This is a genomic window from Streptomyces sp. DT224 (assembly GCF_049844595.1).
Classification (GTDB): Bacteria; Actinomycetota; Actinomycetes; order Streptomycetales; family Streptomycetaceae; genus Streptomyces.
Window position 1 is genome coordinate 117,608 of record NZ_JBNCLI010000008.1, and the last position, 16,733, is coordinate 134,340.

The 16,733-nt window shown below is 72.7% G+C and carries 17 protein-coding genes; 9 read left to right on the forward strand and 8 right to left on the reverse strand.

Annotated elements, in window-relative coordinates:
* Positions 1 to 37: 37 nt before the first annotated feature.
* A complete protein-coding gene (locus ACLQ2N_RS21075) occupies positions 38 to 958 on the reverse strand; it encodes a hypothetical protein (RefSeq protein WP_425815232.1) in 921 nt (306 codons plus the stop codon).
* A 118-nt stretch (positions 959 to 1,076) separates the two neighbouring features.
* On the reverse strand, positions 1,077 to 1,385 hold the full coding sequence (locus tag ACLQ2N_RS21080; protein WP_425815234.1) for a hypothetical protein: 309 nt from the start codon (positions 1,383 to 1,385) through the stop codon (positions 1,077 to 1,079).
* Positions 1,386 to 1,494: 109 nt separating this feature from the next.
* Here ACLQ2N_RS21080 and ACLQ2N_RS21085 point away from each other — a divergent pair, with 109 nt between their 5' ends.
* Entirely contained in the window at positions 1,495 to 2,397 is a 903-nt protein-coding gene (locus ACLQ2N_RS21085; protein ID WP_425815236.1) for an oxygenase MpaB family protein, read from the forward strand.
* A 15-nt stretch (positions 2,398 to 2,412) separates the two neighbouring features.
* Here the strand turns inward: ACLQ2N_RS21085 and ACLQ2N_RS21090 are convergent, their stop codons facing one another.
* Positions 2,413 to 2,922, reverse strand: a complete 510-nt coding sequence (locus ACLQ2N_RS21090) for a MarR family winged helix-turn-helix transcriptional regulator (RefSeq protein ID WP_425815238.1) — start codon at positions 2,920 to 2,922, stop codon at positions 2,413 to 2,415.
* A gap of 91 nt (positions 2,923 to 3,013) precedes the next feature.
* On the opposite strand from ACLQ2N_RS21090, the gene ACLQ2N_RS21095 reads away from it, so the two are divergent.
* The gene (locus ACLQ2N_RS21095) at positions 3,014 to 5,125 is read left to right on the forward strand and encodes an MMPL family transporter (RefSeq protein ID WP_425815240.1); all 2,112 of its coding nucleotides are present in this window, start codon (positions 3,014 to 3,016) and stop codon (positions 5,123 to 5,125) included.
* A gap of 66 nt (positions 5,126 to 5,191) precedes the next feature.
* Here the strand turns inward: ACLQ2N_RS21095 and ACLQ2N_RS21100 are convergent, their stop codons facing one another.
* On the reverse strand, positions 5,192 to 5,767 hold the full coding sequence (locus ACLQ2N_RS21100) for a TerD family protein (protein WP_425815242.1): 576 nt from the start codon (positions 5,765 to 5,767) through the stop codon (positions 5,192 to 5,194).
* Between the two features lie 445 nt (positions 5,768 to 6,212).
* Between ACLQ2N_RS21100 and ACLQ2N_RS21105 the strand changes: the two genes are divergently transcribed.
* The 5 genes from ACLQ2N_RS21105 to ACLQ2N_RS21125 all read left to right on the forward strand — a co-directional run bounded on the left by ACLQ2N_RS21105 (position 6,213) and on the right by ACLQ2N_RS21125 (position 10,770).
* Positions 6,213 to 7,613: an LCP family protein gene (locus ACLQ2N_RS21105; RefSeq protein ID WP_425815244.1), complete on the forward strand. Its 1,401-nt coding sequence runs from the start codon at positions 6,213 to 6,215 to the stop codon at positions 7,611 to 7,613.
* 118 nt (positions 7,614 to 7,731) lie between these two features.
* The gene (locus tag ACLQ2N_RS21110; protein WP_425815246.1) at positions 7,732 to 8,145 is read left to right on the forward strand and encodes a roadblock/LC7 domain-containing protein; all 414 of its coding nucleotides are present in this window, start codon (positions 7,732 to 7,734) and stop codon (positions 8,143 to 8,145) included.
* A 132-nt stretch (positions 8,146 to 8,277) separates the two neighbouring features.
* Positions 8,278 to 9,420, forward strand: coding sequence for a DUF6397 family protein (locus ACLQ2N_RS21115; protein ID WP_425815248.1), 1,143 nt, complete (start codon positions 8,278 to 8,280; stop codon positions 9,418 to 9,420).
* A 40-nt stretch (positions 9,421 to 9,460) separates the two neighbouring features.
* Positions 9,461 to 9,949, forward strand: a complete 489-nt coding sequence (locus tag ACLQ2N_RS21120; RefSeq protein ID WP_425815250.1) for a GNAT family N-acetyltransferase — start codon at positions 9,461 to 9,463, stop codon at positions 9,947 to 9,949.
* 188 nt (positions 9,950 to 10,137) lie between these two features.
* Positions 10,138 to 10,770, forward strand: coding sequence for an LAETG motif-containing sortase-dependent surface protein (locus ACLQ2N_RS21125; protein ID WP_425815252.1), 633 nt, complete (start codon positions 10,138 to 10,140; stop codon positions 10,768 to 10,770).
* An 86-nt stretch (positions 10,771 to 10,856) separates the two neighbouring features.
* Here ACLQ2N_RS21125 and ACLQ2N_RS21130 read toward each other — a convergent pair whose 3' ends face one another.
* Positions 10,857 to 13,022 (reverse strand): SpoIIE family protein phosphatase, encoded by a 2,166-nt coding sequence (locus ACLQ2N_RS21130; RefSeq protein WP_425815254.1) that lies wholly within the window; start codon positions 13,020 to 13,022, stop codon positions 10,857 to 10,859.
* A 189-nt stretch (positions 13,023 to 13,211) separates the two neighbouring features.
* On the opposite strand from ACLQ2N_RS21130, the gene ACLQ2N_RS21135 reads away from it, so the two are divergent.
* The gene (locus ACLQ2N_RS21135; protein WP_425815256.1) at positions 13,212 to 14,282 is read left to right on the forward strand and encodes an enoyl-CoA hydratase/isomerase family protein; all 1,071 of its coding nucleotides are present in this window, start codon (positions 13,212 to 13,214) and stop codon (positions 14,280 to 14,282) included.
* 33 nt (positions 14,283 to 14,315) lie between these two features.
* On the opposite strand, the gene ACLQ2N_RS21140 is transcribed toward ACLQ2N_RS21135, so the two are convergent.
* Entirely contained in the window at positions 14,316 to 14,543 is a 228-nt protein-coding gene (locus ACLQ2N_RS21140; RefSeq protein WP_425815258.1) for a hypothetical protein, read from the reverse strand.
* 90 nt (positions 14,544 to 14,633) lie between these two features.
* Complete coding sequence (locus ACLQ2N_RS21145; protein ID WP_425815260.1) at positions 14,634 to 15,119, reverse strand: hypothetical protein; 486 nt, start codon at positions 15,117 to 15,119, stop codon at positions 14,634 to 14,636.
* Positions 15,120 to 15,253: 134 nt separating this feature from the next.
* Here ACLQ2N_RS21145 and ACLQ2N_RS21150 point away from each other — a divergent pair, with 134 nt between their 5' ends.
* Positions 15,254 to 16,108 carry a pentapeptide repeat-containing protein gene (locus tag ACLQ2N_RS21150; RefSeq protein ID WP_425815262.1) on the forward strand — a complete coding sequence of 285 codons (855 nt, stop codon included), beginning with the start codon at positions 15,254 to 15,256 and terminating at the stop codon, positions 16,106 to 16,108.
* Positions 16,109 to 16,112: 4 nt separating this feature from the next.
* Here ACLQ2N_RS21150 and ACLQ2N_RS21155 read toward each other — a convergent pair whose 3' ends face one another.
* Positions 16,113 to 16,619, reverse strand: coding sequence for an SRPBCC family protein (locus ACLQ2N_RS21155; RefSeq protein ID WP_425815264.1), 507 nt, complete (start codon positions 16,617 to 16,619; stop codon positions 16,113 to 16,115).
* Positions 16,620 to 16,733: the final 114 nt, after the last annotated feature.

The window sequence follows — 16,733 nt, forward strand, 5'->3', positions numbered from 1 at the left end:
CGGTCTTGCTCCGCCGGCGGTCGTCCCGTCGGCGGGATCAGACGGGGCGTACGGCGAGGGCGTCCAGGGCTGTGAGGAGACCGGGCAGTTCGGGCCCGCGCCTGACCGGGAGAATCTCGCCTGGGACGTCGTCCAGGAGCAGGAAGGCCAGGTCGTCGGTCCTGGCCACCATCGACCAGCCGGGGCCGTCGGCCCGGATCATCCGGGCGTCCCCGGGCGCGAACGAGGACCGGACGCGGCCCGGCGGCGGCGGATCGTCCAGATAGCCGCGCGCCTCGGCCAGGGCCCGCCGGATGCCGGGGTGCCCCACGGGGGCCGCCGACCGCGATGCGCCGTCCGGGGCGATGCCGGCCTCCGCCGCCTCGGTGCCGGGAGCCGTGGTCTCTCCCGCGGCCTCCGCGTCGTTCCCCTCCGCGGCCGCCCCGGCCTCCCCGCCCTCCGGGGCGGAACCCGGCGCGTCGTCCAGCTGTTCGCGCCAGGCGGCCCACTGCGAGGCGATGGCGTCCGCGCCCAGGCGGCGCTGGGCGGGCCCCCAGACATCGGTGTCGGGAGGGGACAGGGGGACCGGGTCCTCCCCGTCGGCCTCCGGATCGGGGTCCGGGTCGTGCGGGGCCGGCACCCCGGGCGCGGCGACGGCCACGGCCAGCGGCCAGCCGGGGAGCGCGCAGACCACCGATTCGTCGTCCGGCGACAGGTCGTACTCCATCCCGCAGTCCCACGACGCGATCGCCACCGCCACCAGGGAGACGTCGTCCACGACGACGGTCCACCGGGCGCCGTCGGAGTCCTGGCCCAGGACCAGCCCGAACCCCTCCGCGTACGGTTCGAGGCCCAGCGCCGCGCACGCCGCCGGATAGTCGTCGCCGAGCACGCTCGGGAACTGCGCGGGCGTCAGCAGGACCGCGGTCAGCACATACAGCGCGTCGTCGTCGGCGACTGCGTCGTCCGTCCCGGTCACTGCGTTCTCCTCGTCCGTCATGATTTCCGTCGGCGCACCCTAACCAGTGGGTAACCCCGCCGTCGAGGCCCTGACGAGGACGGATGTCCCACGGGGCGTCCCCTCCGCTCCGCCCGGATCAGGCGTCGGACAGGCCGAGCAGTTCTCGTGCCACCACCTGCGGCGATGCGTCGCGTGCACGGGCCAGGGCGATCACCGCCCGGCAGGCCAGCTCGCTGACACCGAAGGAGAGCTGCTCGGGCGACACCCAGCCGCTCGCCTCGTCCATCCGCTCCTCGTCGTCCTCGGCCGATGCCGCGACGAACACGGCCGCCGCCTCGAAGAGGTTGTGCTGCCTGCGCCCGGCCGCCACGGGGACTGTCCCGGGGCGGCCGGCCCGGCGGCCCGTGGTCACGGCTCTGCGCAGAACGCCGAATATCGCGGTCATGGGGACCCCGCCTTCCGTCAACACGTCAACGCGCGTGCGTCGCGCGTACTCACCGTCCTGCCCCCGGACGTAGGCTGGGACACTCGACCTGGACAAGGGGGACGGTGCGGTGAAGCGCTACGACCGGCTGAAGGAGATCCAACGCCTCGATCCGGAGCGGGACTTCCTGGAGATCTACCGGATCACCGTCACCTACGAGTTCCCCTGGGACATCACCCGCGCCCTCGAACTCGCCCTCTACCGCACCTATGCCGTCCCCAGCATCGGCCGACTCCTCGCCGAAACAGCCGAACTGACGGGCCGTTCGCAGAAGCGCTACGACGACACCGCTCTGCTCCTGGACACCGTCGTCGAGCACGGCTTCGACAGCGACCCGGGGCGCACCGCCCTGCGCCGGATCAACCGGATGCACGCCGCCTACGACATCAGCAACGACGACATGCGCTACGTCCTGTGCACCTTCGTCGTCACCCCGAAGCGGTGGCTCGACGCCTACGGCTGGCGCCGGCTGTGCGACCACGAGCTGCGCGCGTTCGCCGCGTACTACAGGACGCTCGGCGCCCGCATGGGGATCAAGGACCTGCCGCAGACGTACGAGGACTTCGAGCGCACCCTCGACACCTACGAGGACGCCCACTTCGGCTGGGACGAGGGCGCGCGCTCGGTCTCCGACGCCACGCTGGATCTGATGGCCTCCTGGTATCCCCGCCCCCTCGCACCGCTCGTTCGCGGCGCCAGTCTCGCGCTCCTGGACGACCCGCTGCTGCGCGCCTTCCGCTACGAGCGTCCGGCGCCCGTGGCCCGGAGCCTGACCCGGGGCGCGCTGCGACTGCGCGCACGCGCCGTACGCCTGCTGCCGCCGCGCACGACGCCGCATTACGCGCGGCAGAATCCTGAGATCAAGGGCTACCCCGGGGGATACGAGGTGGCGGCCCTGGGGACGTTCCCCACCCCCGGGGTGCGCGGCTGCCCGGTCCGTGATCTCGAGCGGCCGGAGACCGTCGCGGAGTGACCGCGGGCGCCGGCCCTACGCGCGCGGTTCGGTGCGGCGCAGCTGGGCCAGTTCCTCGTTCATCGCCTCAAGGAAGCGGAGCACGACACGCAGCTCATCGTCGGCGAACTGCCTCCGCGCCGCTTCCGTGCCCGCCGCCAGCGGCTTGAAGAAGTCACGGGCCACATGTTTCGCGGCGGCCGCGTAGTGCACGTGCACCACGCGCCGGTCGCTGCTGTCCCGTACCCGCCGGATGTGTCCCGCGCGTTCCAGCCGGTCCAGGCACGCAGTCACCGCCCCCGAGGTGAGATCCAGCTGTTCACGCAGCCGCCCCGGTGTCATGGTGCGGCCGCCCTCCCCCCGGTCCGCGTCGAGGATGGCGACGAGGGCCTGCACATCCGTCGGGTGCAGACCCTGGGCCTGGGCGAATTCATGTGCGATGCGGTTGAACTCGCTGTTCATACGGCGCAGCAGCACAGCGAACGACTGGAGGCCCGTGGGCCCGTCGTCCGTGCCTCTGTCCGGGCTCTCGTCTGCGGTGCGCATGCCTCTACAGTAATATCTCTCGATCATTGAGATAATGAATGGCAGAGAGACTTCGGGCCATGTGTGTCATGTGTCGACCCCTGAGGAAGCGATGAAGCCCCCACCGAGGTACCGCGTAGTGCGCTGGCTCGTCCCCGTAGCTTTGCTTGTCGTCTGGCTCGGAATCGGCGGGGCACTCGGCCCGTACGCCGGAAAGCTCGGCGAGGTGGCGACCAACGACCGGGCGGCGTTCCTGCCGCGCAGCGCCGAGTCGACCCAGGTCGCGGACGAGCAGAAGGAGTTCCAGCGGGCCGGGACCGTCCCCGCCATCGTCGTCTGGACCGGCGACGACGGGGCACTCCCGGACGGCGCCCGCGCGTCCGCGACCCGTGCGCTGGCCTCCTTGTCCGGGAAGCCCGGCGTGGTCGGCACCCCGTCACCGGCGCTGCCGTCCGAGGACGGCGAGGCCCTGTCGGGCGTCGTGCAACTGCGCTCCGACCTCGGCGACGAACTACCGGACACGCTGGACCGGGTGCGCGACGCCGCCGGTTCGGTGGCGGGCACGAGCGCCGAGATCGCCGGACCCGCGGCCACCCAGGCGGACCTCAAGGACGCGTTCGCCGGTATCGACGGGCTCCTGCTCGGGGTGGCGCTCGCCGCCGTCCTCGTGATTCTGCTGCTGGTCTACCGCAGTGTGCTGCTGCCCTTCCTGATCATCATCAGCGCCGTCTTCGCCCTCGCGCTGGCCTGCGCCGTCGTCTACGTCCTCGCGGAGCACGCCGTCGTCCGCGTGGACGGCCAGGTCCAGGGCATCCTGTCCATCCTCGTGATCGGTGCGGCCACCGACTACGCGCTCCTGCTGACCGCGCGCTTCCGGGAGGAGCTGGCGCTCCGCGGCGACCGGACGACAGCCGCCCTGGCCGCGCTCCGCCGTTCCTTCGGCGCCATTGTCGCGAGCGCCGCCACGGTGGCACTCGGGCTGCTCGCGCTGCTGCTCAGCGACCTGACGAACAACCGTGCCCTGGGGCCCGTCGGCGCGATCGGCATCGTCTGCGCGGTGCTGAGCACGATGACCTTCCTGCCCGCCGTCCTGGTCCTGTGCGGGCGGGCGGCGTACTGGCCGGCCGCACCGCGCCCCGCGGACGAGGCGGCCGGCGGGCACGGGATCTGGCGCCGGGTCGCCGCGCGCGTCGACGGGGCCCCGCGCAAGGTGTGGCTCTCCTGCGCGGTCCTCCTGGTCGCGTGCGCCGCCTTCGCCCCCACTCTGAAGTCCCACGGCGTTCCGCTGGACGAGACCTTCGTGAACGACGCCCCCTCCGTCTCCGCCCAGGCCACGCTGAGCAAGCACTTCCCGGGCGGTGCCGGGAACCCGGCCGTCGTCATCGCCGACGCCGACCGGGCCGGCGAGGTCACCGAGGCAGCCGGGGCGACACCCGGTGTGGCCTCCGCCGCGCCCGTCACGGCCTCGGGCCGGCCCGGGGGGGGCCGGCCGCTCGTGGTCGACGGCCGGGTCCGCGTCGACGTCACCCTGAAGGACGCGGCGGACAGCGACGGGGCGACGGAGACGGTGAAGCGGCTGCGTACCGCCGTCCATGCCGTCCCCGGGGCGGACGCGCTCGTCGGCGGCTACACGGCACAGCAGTACGACACCCAGCGCACCGCCGAGCGCGACCGGAACATCATCGTTCCGGTGGTGCTCGTCATCATCCTGCTGATTCTGATGGGCCTGCTGAGGTCGGTCCTGGTGCCGGTGCTGCTGGTGGCCACCGTCGGTCTCAACTTCCTGGCGACCCTGGGCGTCTCGGCCCTGGTCTTCGAGCACGTCTTCGGCTTCAGCGGTACGGACGCCTCGGTGCCCCTGTACGGATTCGTGTTCCTGGTGGCACTCGGCGTCGACTACAACATCTTCCTGATGTCACGGGTCCGCGAGGAGGCGCTGGAGCACGGGGCGCGTCAGGGCATGCTGAGGGGCCTGGTGAGCACCGGCGGCGTCATCACGTCGGCGGGCGTGGTGCTGGCGGCCACCTTCGCCGCGCTGATCGTGATCCCGCTCGCGTTCCTGGCGCAGATCGCCTTCATCGTGGCCTTCGGCGTCCTGCTGGACACGCTGGTGGTCCGTTCGCTGCTGGCGCCCGCACTGGTCGTGGACATCGGGCCCGGCGCGTGGTGGCCGAGTGTCATCAGCCGGGCCGGGCGTGCGGGGCAGCCGGCGCAGTCCGCTTGACGGCCCGCCCGGACGAAGCCGGCCCGGCCACCGCTGACGCGGAGCCGGGCCGGTGGGCGGTCACCCTCAGACGTTCACGCCGTAGTCCTTCGCGATGCCGGCCAGACCGGAGGCGTACCCCTGGCCGACCGCGCGGAACTTCCACTCGCCGCCGTGCCGGTACAGTTCGCCGAACACCATCGCCGTCTCCGTCGAGGCGTCCTCGCTGAGGTCGTACCGGGCGAGCTCCACACCGTTGGCCTGGTTCACGACGCGGATGAACGCGTTGCGCACCTGGCCGAAACTCTGCCCCCGGCTCTGCGCATCATGGATGGAGACCGGGAAGACTATCTTCGCGACGTCGGCGGGGACCGCCGACAGATTCACGTTGATGGACTCGTCGTCGCCGTCGCCCTCACCCGTCAGGTTGTCCCCGGTGTGCTGGACGGAGCCGTCAGGGCTGTTGAGGTTGTTGTAGAAGACGAAGTGCAGGTCGGAGACCACCTTTCCGTGATCCGCGCACAGCAGCGCACTGGCGTCGAGGTCGTAGTCGGCCCCGGTCGTCGTGCGTACGTCCCAGCCCAGGCCGACCGTCACCGCGGTCAGGCCGGGCGCCTCCTTCGACAAGGAGACGTTGCCGCCCTTGGCCAGGGTCACACCCATGAACTTCCTCCAATGATCCAGTGGTTCACCGACCGCCATCCGCGCGTGCCGGCCGGTCGCGGTCCGGCCGCCGCCCGGAGCGGACGGCGGCTGTCCCCTCACTCTTCAGGAAACGCGAGGATTTGCCCAGGGCGCCGGCGGCGTCCGGCCCGATTCATCGCGGGGCGGGCGGGGCAGACGCCCTTCACCCCGCCGTCTCCCGGTGTCTTCCGGTCAATGTTTCCGGTGGCGCTGTGGGGAGAGGGGATCCGACTGACGATGGTCGGGACCGGAGGCACACGAAGCCACCGCACGTCACGACCAGAAAACCGCACAACTGCACGGCCGTACGGGCGCCGCCGGGAGGCGGGCCGCTGCGGCAGCCGTACGAACGGGGTGGCCCATGACAAGCAGGAACAGAGCGACAGGGGCGGGGGGGAGGGGGAGCCGTCTGCGGCGGACGGCGGTGTCCGCACTGTCCTTCCTCGTCCTGCTGGTCGCCGGGATCGGCTGGGGGTATCTGAAACTGACCGGCAGCATCGACACGTTCAGCGCCGACGGCGTCTCCGGCGACCGGCCCCCCGGTTCCTCCGGCGGGCAGAACGTCCTCGTCATCGGGTCGGACACCCGGTCGGGCAAGAACAAGGGACTGGGCGGAGCCACCGGCGAGGTCGGCCGCTCCGACACCGTGCTCCTCCTGCATGTCTACGCCGATCGCAGACACGCTGTGGCCGTGTCCGTTCCCCGCGACGCCATGGTGGACATCCCGTCCTGCCGGAAACCGGACGGCAGTTGGACCGCCCCGCGCGAGCACAGCCAGTTCAACGGGGCGTTCTCGGTGGGCGAGACCGCCGAGGGCAACCCGGCGTGCACCCAGAACACCGTCGAGCACCTGACCGGACTCCGCGTCGACCACACCGTCGTCATCGACTTCGCGGGGTTCTCCGCGCTGACCTCCGCCGTCGGAGGAGTGCGGGTGTGCCTGCCGAACGACGTGTACCAGCGCGACCTGAACCCCAAGCGCGCGACCCGGGGCACCCTCGTCTTCGAGAAGGGCCCGCAGACGGTCTCGGGCCAACGCGCCCTCGACTACGTACGGCTGCGCCACGGCATCGGTGACGGCTCCGACATGGGGCGGATCAAGAGGCAGCAGGCGTTCGTCGCCTCCCTGGTCAAGAAGATCAAGTCGCGCGGCATGAACCCCACGACCCTCCTGCCGCTGGCCGACGCCGCCACCGACGCGATGACCGTCGACCCGGGGCTCGGCTCGGCCGACAAGCTGCTCTCCTTCGCGCTCTCGATGAAGAACATCGACCTGCACAACACCAAGTTCGTGACCGTCCCCTGGCGGTACGAGGGCGAGCGCGTCGCGGTCGTGGAGCCGGACGCCGACGCCCTCTGGGCAGCGCTGAAGGCCGACCGTCCCCTCGACGCCGAGGCGGGCGCCGGCGCGTCTCCCAAGCCTTCGCGGTCCCCCGTCTCGGGTAAGGGCGTCCAGGTCGCCGTCTACAACGGCACCACGGTGCCCGGACTCGCGGCCAGGGCGGCCGGGCTCCTGCGCGCACACGGCTTCACCGTCACCCGCACGGCCACCGCCCAGGACCAGACCCGCTCCGGGACCGTCGTCGCGTACGGCCCCGGCCTGCGGGACGAGGCCCGCACCACGGCCGGGCTCTTCCCCGGTGCGCGGATCACCGAGTCCGGCGGCGCGGGAAGCGGGATCCAGGTCACCGTCGGACAGGACTACGCGGACGAACCGTCGGCCGCACCCGACGCCGCGTCCGCGACCCCGGAGGTGCCGGCCGCGATCGCCGACGAGGCCAGGTCGGCGGACGACGACCCGTGCGAGAACCTCTCCTACGGCTGAACGGCGGTGGCTGCTTCCCTGCCGGTGGCGGGAGTTGGGTGCTTGCCCGTACGTGACCCGTGCGCAAGGCTTGCCCACGAGTGAGGCACGGGGAACGCGTGAACGGGGAGGAAACGCAATGGCGATGGACAGGGGACTCGACTGGCTCCTGGACGATCTCACCAAGCGGGTGGCGCACATACGGCACGCCCTGGTGTTGTCGAACGACGGTCTGGTGACCGGTGCGAGCACCGGGCTGGCCCGTGAGGACGCCGAGCACCTGGCGGCCGTCTCGTCGGGGCTGCACAGCCTGGCCCGTGGGTCCGGCCGGCACTTCCGGGCCGGAAAGGCCCGGCAGACCATGGTGGAGTTCGACGAGGCACTGCTCTTCGTGACGGCGGCGGGGGAAGGCAGCTGTCTGTGCGTGCTCAGTGAGGCGGAGTCGGACGTCGGTCAGGTGGCGTACGAGATGACGCTGCTGGTCAACCGGGTGGGGCAGCACCTCGGCGTGGGCTCACGGCAGGACGGGAGCGGGGGAGGCGACAGGCTCTGACCGCAGGCCCCAGGCCCGACGCACTCCGGCCGCCGCCGGGTCGGTGGAGTTATCCACAGGCTCGGCGGCGGTTGACCGCCCCGGACTACTCTGATTGCAGAGAGTGAGCGCGAGTCGCGGGGGAGTGGCGTCATGACGACGACGAATCAGCTGCAGAACGGGGCGTTCAGGGCCGATCCGGGCCCTGGAGGGGCGCCTGAGCCCGACACCGTGCGTGACGAAGCCGGGGGCACGTTCGGTGCGGCCCGCGCCGCTACGGAACTCGGCCTCAAGCGGCACGAGTTCGACCTCGCCGTGTTTCTGGGAGCGGTCCGGGTGAGGAGCGGGCCGGACGGCCGGCCCAGGATCGGCCGTGCCGAGATCGAGCGCCTGCGGGCCCAGGACGGCTTCCCGGACGTGCTGCGTGAACGGGTGCGCACGGTGGGGACCGCCGAGGGGGCCCGGCTGCTGGAGATCAGCCCGGTCCGGTTCACCCGGCTCGCCCGGGCCGGATGCCTCACGCCCGTCGCCTTCTACCTCAACCGCTACCGGGCGGTGGTGTGGGTCTATCTCGCCCAGGAGCTCGAAGAGATGGCCGCCCGATCGCCCGAGCTCCTGGTGGGCAACAGCCCTCCCTGGCTGCGCAGCCGACTGGACGCCGGGGCCGACCGGCGGCCGCGCAACTGGCGCTCCCGCCGGATCGAACGCCTGCTCGCCCTCGCCGACGATCCGTGGGTCCGCGCGGCGATCGTCGCCCAGGGCCTGGACCCGGTCCAGCTGGCGGAGGTGGTGGACGACCCGTACGAGCGGGCCCACTTCACCCGGGTCAGGCCGGAGGCGGTGTTCGGGCGACGAGGATCGGTCGCCGGCCGCGAGACGATGGCGCGGCTGATGGCGGCCGACGAACCGGACGAGATCCTCTGGCGCCGGATCAGCCTGATCGCGGAGCTGGACGCAGCCCGCGAGGCGCGGCCGGCGCCACGGCCGGGGGACGGATGGGCGGATGCGGCGGAGGGGGCGCTCGCTGGACCGGCGGCCCCGGCGGGGCAGCGCGTGCCCGTCGGGGCGGCGACGCCCGGCGAGCCTGCCGGGTCCGGACCGGAGGCTTCGGCACCGCCGTCCCCCGCCAGGCGTGTCCGGCCCGAGGGCCCGCCGGGGTTGCTGGCCCGGCTGCGGGGGCGGGCGGCCCGGAAGCTGGGATTCCGCCCGCCGCGGCAGGGCGGCGCGCCGAGTGCGGTGCGGCCCGGCCGGCGCCGGCGGGCCGGAGGGCGGACCGGTGCGGGGCGCTCCGGATAATGGCTGGTGATCGGCGCGTGGGCCGGGCATCGTGTGCGCCATGCTGATCAGGGAAGCCACCTTCGGGGACTGGCCCGCCATCTGGCCGTTCTTCCACGAAATCGTCGCCGCCGGCGAGACCTTCACCTACCCCCTCGACCTCCAGGAGGCAGACGCCGCCGGCTGGTGGCTTCTCGAGCCGCCGAACCGGACCGTCGTCGCGGTCGACGACGACGGGACCGTCCTCGGCACGGCGAAGATGAACAAGAACCACATGGGCAACGGATCGCACATCGCCGGCGCCAGTTACATGGTCGCTCCCCGGCACTCCGGCAAGGGGGTCGGACGCGCCCTGTGCGAGTACACCATCGACTGGGCGCGCACGGCCGGGTACCGGGCCATGCAGTTCAACGCGGTGGTGGAGACCAACACCGCCGCGGTCAGGCTGTACCGCTCGCTGGGCTTCGACATCCTGGGCACCCTGCCCGAAGGATTCGACCACCCGGTCGAGGGCTTCGTGGGGCTCCACATCATGCACCGCCGCCTCTGAAGGCGGGGCGAGGAGCCGGGACCGGCCGCGCGGCACCGGTGCGTGTCCGGCATGTCCCAACCGGCGACGGTGTGGGCGCGGTTGGGGCGCGGAAACGACTGTGGGGCGGGTGCACACAGCGGGGAAGGGGGCAGTACTGTGCGCTGCACCGCCCACACGGGCGCGAAACATCTGCGGAGGAAATATCCATGACCATACCCAGGAGATCGTGGCGCGCAGCGGGTACTCTCGTCGCCGCCGCGGTGGTCGGCCTCTCCGGCGCGGTCCTCACCGCCGGTCCGGCCGCAGCTCACACCCCCACCTGGGTCGTGACCTGTGACGAAGTGAACCTGCACCTCACTCAGTACAACGCCGGTGTCACCAACGAGGTGACCGTCACCGTCGACGGCAAGGACCTGCTGCCGACGGAGAAGTTCGGCGAGGGCTTCGACAAGAAGCTCGCGCTGCCGGAGCACGACCAGCCACTGAACGTGCGACTCGTCGTCAAGGCCGGGGACGGTGAGGATTACTCGAAGGACGAGATCAAGCAGGCGCCGGTGTGCGAGGGCACCCCGCCGTCGAAGCCGACGCCGAGCCCGTCCAAGACGAAGCCGTCCGAGACGCCCACCACGGCGTCCCCCGCTCCGAGCGTCAAGCCGAGCGAGTCCGCTCCGTCGTCGGCCGCGCCCGCCGCGGCGACGCCGAGCCCCAGCTCGCCGGACCTCGCCGAGACCGGTTCCTCGTCGTCCACGCCGATCATCGGTGGTGCGGCCATCGCCGTGCTGCTGGCCGGCGGCGGCATCATGTGGTCGGTGCGCAAGCGCCGCACCGCACAGCACTGACGCACTCCGCCTCACCCGGACGCGCATAGCGGCCGGGTGAGGCGGCAGGGGGGCGTACCGTCACGCGCGACGTGGCGGTGCGCCCCTCACCGTTGGGTGCCTCCACCGCGCACCCCGGGGGGCAGCGCGGCGTGCCGGTGCACGGGTGGCGAGGTGGGCGGCGCGCCCGGTCCGATCTCGCACCACACCGCCTTGCCCTCGCCCCGCGGCTCGATGCCCCAGCGCGTGGAGACGGCGTCGAGCAGCAGCAGCCCCCGGCCCGATGTCGCGGTTTCGCCCGGTGACCGGCGGCGGGGCCAGGCGCTGGAGCGGTCCTGCACCGAGAGCCGCACCCGGCGGACCGGCTCCGGCAGCACCTCCAGGGTCAGGACGGCCCCGCCCTCCGTGTGGAGCAGCACGTTCACCAGCAGCTCCCCGGTCACCAGCTCGGCGTCGTCGGCCAGTTCGGCCATGTCCCAGTCGGTCAAGGCCTGGCGCACGATGGTCCGGGCCTCGGACAGCCCCTCCGGGTCCGCCTGGTGGATGTACTGGTGGAGCCTCGGCGCCCGGGGCGATCCCGGGTCGGGGCTGCGGCGCAGCACCAGCAGGGCGACGTCGTCACCGGAACCCCACCGTTCCCACAGCCGGTCCGACAGATGGTCGGCCAGCGCCTCGGCGCCCGCCGGCCCCGCGCTGACCTCGGTGATGAGGGTGCGCACACCCGCGTCGATGTCGGCGCCCGGCTCCTCCACCAGCCCGTCCGTGTACAGCACCAGCGTCTCGCCCGGCACCAGGTCGAGCCGGGTCTCCGGATACTCCTCGTCGCCGAAGTCGGTCGAGATGCCCAGCGGCAGGCCGCCGCGGACCCGAGGGCTGCCGACCCGGCCGTCCATGTGCCGGATCAGCGGCCCGAAATGGCCGGCGCGCACGACCCGGACGGTGCCGGTCTCCAGATCGACCTGTGCATACGCGCACGTGGCGAACCGATCCGTGTCCAGCTCGGCGAGGAACCGCGAGGCACGGGCCAGCACCGTCGAGGGCGGATGCCCCTCGGCGGCGTACGCGCGCAACGCGATCCGCAGCTGTCCCATGATCGCCGCCGCGTGCGTGTCGTGCCCCTGGACGTCGCCCACCACGATTCCGAACCGCCCCTTGGGCAGGGAGATCACGTCATACCAGTCACCGCCGACCTGGCGGCCGCTCCACGCCGCGTGGTACCGGACCGCGATCTCGCCGCCCTTGATGTCATGGATGCGGCGCGGCAGCATCGCGGACTGCAGCCCGGTCGCGAACTCGCGCTCCTCGTCGAACAGCTTGGCCCGCTGGAGGGACTGGGCGACGATGGCGGCGAGCCCCCGGCACAGATTGCGCTCGTCGGCCGTGAAGGCGGTGCGCTGTCGGTAGAAGAGGGCCAGACAGCCGAGCGTCCTTGCCTGGGCGACGAGCGGCAGGTAGGCCGCCGCCTGGAACTTCAGCCGGCCCACGTACGGCTCCAGCGCCGGGTAGCGCCGCGTCAGCGCCGCCGGCGAGCCGACGAAGCGGGGGCGCCCGCTGAGCACGGTGTCGGCCAGCGGAAACCTCGGGTCGAGGCGGCCCGGACTCAGGTCTTCCAGGATCTCCAGGGACTCACCGCTCAGCGCGATGACATCGAGCGCCGCGTTGTCCAGCAGCCCGAGCGCCAGCCCGTCCGCGCCCAGCCTCGCCAGCCCCCCGGGACCGGTCAGGGCGGCGGTCACATCGTCCACCGTCACCGCACGCGACAAGGCACTCGTCGTACGTTCAACTATGTCGGTCTGGCGGCGCCGGCGTCTCTCCAGCTCGAGCACGAAGTCCGCATGGGTGACCTCGGCCGTGGCGTCCCGCACCAGACCGATTACGCGGCGGGCCTTCCCGTGCTCATCGCGCAGGATGCGCCCCTGGACATGTGTCCACTGGTCCCGGCCGTCGGCGAGCGGAATCCGGAAGTGCACGCTGTAAGAACTGCCCGCGCCCTTCAGCGCCTCGTCCGTCGTCACGGCCAGCCGGGCACGCTCCTCCGGGTGCAGCAACTGCGCCAGGGACTCCGGGCGCGCGTCGAACGCGTCCGGGTCGAGACCGAAGACCAGCAGACCGGCCTCGTCCACGTCCAGGGTCCAGGTTTCGAGGTCCCACTCGAAACTGCCCGTCCGGTTCAGGGCGAGCCGCTCCGCCGTACCCGTCTCGCCGGCCGGCGTCCTGCCCTCCGGCCGGCCGTCCGGTCCGGGGACGACCGGTGGCCGGTTCTGATCGGTCATGCCAGCTCCGGGGATCGTCCGGCGGGTCCGCCGTACGGCGTGCCTCAATTGTCGGGCCGGTCCGGCACGCCTGCCACAGCGGAGACCACCCCGCACCGCCCGCCCCTCCGGGGCCCGCGCACAATGGCAGCGGAAGACCGTCCCCCGACGGGTGGACGGCACGGCACCCGGGCTGAGCGGAGCGCACGCATGAACCACGAGGACCCCGTCCTGCTGCACACGGAGGGACGCGTCCGCCACCTCACGCTCAACCGGCCCCGCGCCCTGAACGCGCTCAACCACGCCATGGTGCGGCTCATGGCCGACGCGCTCGACACGGCCGAGAGCGACGAGGCCGTCGTCGCCGTGCTGCTCACCGGTGCGGGGGACCGCGGCCTGTGCGCGGGCGGCGACATCCGAGCGGTTCGCGACGACGCCCTGGCCGGGGGGAGCGCCTCGCTGGACTTCTGGCGGGACGAGTACCGGCTCAACGCGCGGATCGCCCGCTTCCCCAAGCCGTACGTCGCCCTCATGGACGGCATCGTGATGGGCGGCGGTGTCGGAGTCTCCGCCCATGGCTCCGTCCGGATCGTCACGGAGCGCTCACGCGTCGCCATGCCGGAGACCGGGATCGGGTTCGTCCCGGACGTCGGCGGAACGTATCTGCTGGGAGCCGCGCCCGGAGAACTGGGCACGCATCTCGCGCTCACCGGTGAGCCGGTCGGCGCGGCCGACGCGCTGCTCTGCGGACTCGCCGACCACTTCGTGCCCGCCGACGGGCTCGCCGACCTCGTCGCCGCCCTCGCCCGGTGCACGACCCGCGAAGCCGTCACCGCGACCGTGAAGGACCACGCCCGCCCCGCCCCCGGCGGCCGGCTCGCCGCGCACCGCGCCTGGATCGACTCCTGCTACGCGGCGGACACGGTCGAGGAGATCGTCGACCGCCTCGCCGGCCACGGGGACCCGGCCGCCAAGCAGGCCGCAGCGACCATCCTGGCCAAGGCGCCCACCTCGCTCAAGGTGACGCTCGAAGCCGTACGCCGGGCGCGCCGCCTCGGCGGGCTCGAAGCGGTCCTCGACCAGGAGTACCGCGTCTCGACCGCCGCCTTCGCGGGCCCCGATCTGGTGGAGGGCGTCCGCGCCCAGATCGTGGACAAGGACCGCGACCCCCGGTGGAAGCCCTCCGAACTCGCCCAGGTCACCGCCGAGGACGTGGCCCGCCACTTCGCGCCCCTCGGCGACCGTGAACTCGGCCTCGCACCACTTCCCGAGGCAGGCTGAGGCATCGCCGGCGGGCCCGCCCCGGCGCACCCCTCAGTGGCCGCTGCCCGTCAGACTCTGCCGGAGCGAACCGACCAGCTCGAAGAACCGCGTCTCGTTGCCGGCGAACCCGGCGCGCCGGAGCGCCCCGTCCGCCTCCTCCATCGGTGACGTGAGCAACGGCAGGTACAGCGGGGCGTCGTCCGGGTCGGAGAGGGCCGCCCGGGTGGCCTCCAGTAAACGGACGTACGCCTGCGCCGCCGCGAGTTCGTCCTTGTGCATCTCAGCATCTCCAGATCAGAGGTGTCGGACCCCACCAGCATCCCCCATGGGTCTGACAACGTCGTCCGGCGAGCGGTCACGGCACGGCGGCTATCGGCCGTCCGGCCGACCCGCCGGCGGCTCGACCTCCAGAAACCGGCGACCGCGTGGTCCCCGGTACAGCAGCGCCGTCCAGCCCAACTCCCGCAACGCCGCCGCGCACCTGGGCAGCTCGCCGTCCTCCTCGTACGCCGCCCCGCTCCCGGCCGGCCCCAGCCATTCCACCCGGACGGTGCCCGGTGATGCCCCCGCCGTCACCCGGTAACCCTTCGCCATACGCTCCCCTGACGGGCCGACGGCCGAGGCGGGGAACCCCGCGGCCTCCAGGGCCAGCGCCACGGCCCGTACCGGACGGTGCAGTTCCCACGGGGCGGGCACGGACTCCGGGTCGGCCCGGCCGCTGTTCGCAAGCCGCCTGATCTGCCGCAGCCCGGCCAACGCCGACCGCACCGAAGCGGCGCGCGCCTCAGCCTCCCCGGTGGCCGGCGGACCGTCCCCGGTCGCCGGTTCGAACCCGCTCTCCTCCCCGCCGCCCATCCGCGCCCCTCCGTCTCCTCGCCGTACCGCGCTCCTGCCAGTGTGCGCCGCCCCACCGACAACGGCGGACCGCACGCGAAGCCGATAGGCTCCGGTGCTGCTCACGAAGACCGCACCCGAAGGATCCACCCACCGTGCCCGACACCGACCGACCCTCCGGCACCGAACGCCAGGACGGAGACGGCCGTGCCACCCTGCGTGCCGACTGCGGCAGCTGCTTCGCCCTGTGCTGTGTCGCGCTGACGCTCACGCGTTCCGCAGATTTCGCCGTCAACAAGGCGGCGGGCACGCCCTGTCGAAACCTCCGGGACGACTTCCGCTGCGGCGTCCACACCCGGCTGCGCACCGAGGGCTTTCCCGGCTGCACCGTCTACGACTGCTTCGGGGCCGGTCAGAAGGTGTCGGTGGACATCTTCGGGGGCCGGGACTGGCGCGCCGCACCGGAGACCGCGCAGCAGATGTTCGACGTCTTCCCGGTCGTCCGGCAACTCCACGAGCTGCTCTGGTACCTGACCGAGGCGGCCGCCCTCGCCCCCGCCCGCCCCCTGCGCGGCGAGATCCGGCGCACCCTCGAAGCGACCGAAGCCCTGACCCGCCTCGACGCCCCCGCCCTGGTGGAGCTCGACGTGGCCGCCCACCGGGGCGAGGTCGCCGTGCTCCTCGGACGCGTGAGCGAACTGGTGCGCGCCACGGCCCCGGGTCGCAAGCGGCGCAGCCACCGGGGCGGCGACCTCATGGGCGCCCGGCTCAGGAAGGCGGACCTGCGGGGCGCCGATCTGCGCGGCGCCTACCTCATCGCGGCGGACCTCGGCGGCGCCGACCTGCGCCTCGCGGACCTCATCGGCGCGGACTTCCGGGACGCGGACCTGTCGGGCGCCGACCTGACCGGGGCGCTGTTCCTGACGCAGGCGCAGGTGAACGCCGCCCGGGGGAGCGGCACCACCCGGCTCCCGTCGTCGCTGAGGCGCCCCGCGCACTGGGCGGTGTGACCCGTCAGCCTTCCGGGGATTCCAGTGCCGCCTTGAGGCGTTCGAGCGTGGTGCGGATGTTGCGGCGTTGGAACACGGCGAAGGTGTGCCCCCGGGTGGCCACCCGGTCGAAGGCGTTGGCCACGACGTCCGGCCAGGCGCGGCGGTCGTCCGTCCAGGTCTCCGTGACCCGGGTGCCGCCCTCCACCGCCTCGAAGCGGTACTCCCACGTGGCGATCGGCCCGCGCAGCAACGGCCGCCGCGCACCGATCGCATGGACCCGGAACGCGAACCGGCTGCCCGGATCGGCCGCCGTCACCGTGCACCGCGTCGTCCAGCTCACCGGCCCCCGCTTGTTGCGGCCGTCGAAGACCATGCCGACGTAGGCCTCCCGGCGGTCTCCCCGCACCCGCGCGCCGAGGTTCTCCGGGCTCCAGCGGCCCATGGCCGTGGGGTCGCTCAGCCGGGCGTACACCTCCAGCGGACCGGCGTGCACGACGATGCTGTCCGACACGGACATGGTGCGGGGCATGGAGCACTTCCGTTCCGCGGCCGGCTGCGGTCACGCCGGGCGTCGGACCGGCCGCACGGCCGACGGGCTCCCGCCCCCACACCTTACTGACCGGTCACATAGGATCCGGTACCG

What these genes read in the sequence shown, in the direction of transcription:
- ACLQ2N_RS21080 (WP_425815234.1), bottom strand. Translation starts at nt 1,385, where the DNA reads ATGACCGCGATATTCGGCGTTCTGCGCAGAGCCGTGACCACGGGCCGC.
- ACLQ2N_RS21090 (WP_425815238.1), bottom strand. Translation starts at nt 2,922, where the DNA reads ATGCGCACCGCAGACGAGAGCCCGGACAGAGGCACGGACGACGGGCCC.
- ACLQ2N_RS21095 (WP_425815240.1), top strand. Translation starts at nt 3,014, where the DNA reads ATGAAGCCCCCACCGAGGTACCGCGTAGTGCGCTGGCTCGTCCCCGTA.
- ACLQ2N_RS21100 (WP_425815242.1), bottom strand. Translation starts at nt 5,767, where the DNA reads ATGGGTGTGACCCTGGCCAAGGGCGGCAACGTCTCCTTGTCGAAGGAG.
- ACLQ2N_RS21110 (WP_425815246.1), top strand. Translation starts at nt 7,732, where the DNA reads ATGGCGATGGACAGGGGACTCGACTGGCTCCTGGACGATCTCACCAAG.
- ACLQ2N_RS21115 (WP_425815248.1), top strand. Translation starts at nt 8,278, where the DNA reads ATGACGACGACGAATCAGCTGCAGAACGGGGCGTTCAGGGCCGATCCG.
- ACLQ2N_RS21120 (WP_425815250.1), top strand. Translation starts at nt 9,461, where the DNA reads ATGCTGATCAGGGAAGCCACCTTCGGGGACTGGCCCGCCATCTGGCCG.
- ACLQ2N_RS21125 (WP_425815252.1), top strand. Translation starts at nt 10,138, where the DNA reads ATGACCATACCCAGGAGATCGTGGCGCGCAGCGGGTACTCTCGTCGCC.
- ACLQ2N_RS21130 (WP_425815254.1), bottom strand. Translation starts at nt 13,022, where the DNA reads ATGACCGATCAGAACCGGCCACCGGTCGTCCCCGGACCGGACGGCCGG.
- ACLQ2N_RS21135 (WP_425815256.1), top strand. Translation starts at nt 13,212, where the DNA reads ATGAACCACGAGGACCCCGTCCTGCTGCACACGGAGGGACGCGTCCGC.
- ACLQ2N_RS21140 (WP_425815258.1), bottom strand. Translation starts at nt 14,543, where the DNA reads ATGCACAAGGACGAACTCGCGGCGGCGCAGGCGTACGTCCGTTTACTG.
- ACLQ2N_RS21145 (WP_425815260.1), bottom strand. Translation starts at nt 15,119, where the DNA reads ATGGGCGGCGGGGAGGAGAGCGGGTTCGAACCGGCGACCGGGGACGGT.
- ACLQ2N_RS21155 (WP_425815264.1), bottom strand. Translation starts at nt 16,619, where the DNA reads ATGCCCCGCACCATGTCCGTGTCGGACAGCATCGTCGTGCACGCCGGT.